This is a genomic window from Thermovirga sp., assembly GCA_012523215.1.
Lineage (GTDB): Bacteria > Synergistota > Synergistia > Synergistales > Thermovirgaceae > 58-81.
In genome coordinates this window covers 1-1,851 of the sequence record JAAYIZ010000268.1, presented here as the reverse complement: position 1 = coordinate 1,851, position 1,851 = coordinate 1, and the positions used below count along the sequence as shown (strand labels likewise).

The 1,851-nt window shown below is 55.1% G+C and carries 3 protein-coding genes; 1 reads left to right on the top strand and 2 read right to left on the bottom strand.

Annotated elements, in window-relative coordinates; genetic code table 11:
• The coding region (locus GX108_07325; GenBank protein NLO56842.1) for a transporter substrate-binding domain-containing protein at positions 1-688 on the bottom strand (688 nt) is incomplete at its 3' end.
• 232 nt (positions 689-920) lie between these two features.
• Positions 921-1,082: a rubredoxin gene (locus tag GX108_07320; GenBank protein NLO56841.1), complete on the bottom strand. Its 162-nt coding sequence runs from the start codon at positions 1,080-1,082 to the stop codon at positions 921-923.
• 102 nt (positions 1,083-1,184) lie between these two features.
• On the opposite strand from GX108_07320, the gene galE reads away from it, so the two are divergent.
• Positions 1,185-1,851: UDP-glucose 4-epimerase GalE (galE, locus tag GX108_07315; GenBank protein ID NLO56840.1), on the top strand; the 667-nt coding region annotated here is incomplete at its 3' end.

Here is a 1,851-nt window from a genome sequence, read left to right as displayed (position 1 = left end):
TGACCTCTTCGAGGAGTAGCTCGTCGATCTTCCTGACGGCAAAACCCATCGCTTCAGAGGTTACACGGCCGGAGAAGGCCACCACGAGTCCCTCTCCGAAAGAAGGATCATCGGCGAGATACCTCTCAGCGGAGACGCCGTCCATGAAGGAGGCATCGGCCCTTCCCTCCAGGACCCACCTCAAGGCTTCACCCGACTTCTGGAACCTTAGGATCTCGACTCCGCCCATGGATGTGAGGTATTCATCGTGGATCGTACCTGCCTGGACGGTGACCTTCCTGCTTTTGAGACAATTGACATCCCTTGGCTCAGGCTTTTCTTTCCTGACGACGATGGCGTCATGGGTAAAGAAGTATGGCCTGGAGAAATCGGCTCTCTTCAGCCGTTCCGGCGTTACGCTGAGGCCGGCGACGACCATGTCTATCTTTCCGGCGGAAAGGGCCGGAAGCAAGGCGTCAAAAGCCATGTCGACGAAGACGATCTCCTTGTCCAGCCGCGAAGCCACACTCCTCGCGAGGTCAACGTCGAAACCAGCCAGGTTTCCGGAATCATCGCGGAACACGAAGGGCGGGAAGGAAGATTCTGTCCCTACGCGCAAAATACCCTCCTGGGCGGCAAAGACCTCGGCGGGATTGAAAAAGGATAGGGCCATGACCAGGACCAATATCACTTTGAAGTATTTTTTCACCTATCGATTCAACCTCCTGTCACTGTCAGGGTCGGACATCCCTTGAAAGAATGATTATAATATATAATATCCTGCCGCGGGAATGGGAACCCTCACCAGGGTTGCTTGATTTGTCGCGCGGGATCCTGGGGTCTTTCTCCCCGGGATAGAGATATGGACAAGACCAGGGGGATCCTTCAAAAGTTCGGGAGGCCTCAGGGCCTCCCGGGTAATTCCAGCCGGATATGTCCCTTCAATCGATGGGTTCGAACATATCCTTGGGAACACCACACACCGGGCAGACCCAATCGTCGGGAAGGTTTTCAAAGGCGACACCTGGTTCGATCCCTCCATCAGGGTCTCCGACTGCGGGGTCGTACACGTAGCCACAGACAGTACACAGGTACTTCTTCATCGTTCTTCCCCCTTTGACTGTATCTGTTTGGTTGCGGTTCTTCCGATTATAAGAGGGCTTACGGTAAAATACAACGCAGACATGGAATCGGGAGGTGTAGTTTTGCTTCTGATCACCGGAGGTGCTGGCTACATAGGAAGTCACGTTGTCCTCGGACTCCTTGAGCGGGGACGGGAGGTGCTGGTGCTCGATAATCTATGCCGAGGGCACGAAGAACTGATCGGCAAGGCCGTCTTCGAAAAGGCTGATCTAAGGGATCTGACCCAGATAAGAAAGGTATTGGACAAGTACCCTATCGACGGGATCCTTCATTTCGCCGCCCTCAGCCTGGTGGGAGATTCCCTGTCGGACCCCCACTCCTACTACCGGAACAATATTGGGGGCACTATGAACATAATCACCGCCATGCTCGAGGCCGGCATAGAAAGGATCGTTTTTTCCTCCAGCGCCGCGGTTTACGGGGAGCCGAGGACCCTGCCGATAAGGGAAGAAGCAACCAAGGCACCCACCAATCCCTATGGGGAAACAAAACTGTTCATAGAATCCATGCTCAGGAGATCCTTCAAGGCCTACGGGATCAAAAGCGTCTCCCTGAGATACTTCAACGCGGCAGGCGCGGATCCCACAGCCAGGACGGGCGAGGATCACCACCCCGAGACTCACCTTGTACCCCTGGCCCTGGACGCAGTGCTTGGAAGGATCGAGGAGTTGACCGTCTACGGCAACGACTATCCTACCCATGACGGGACCTGTATCAGGGATTACGTCC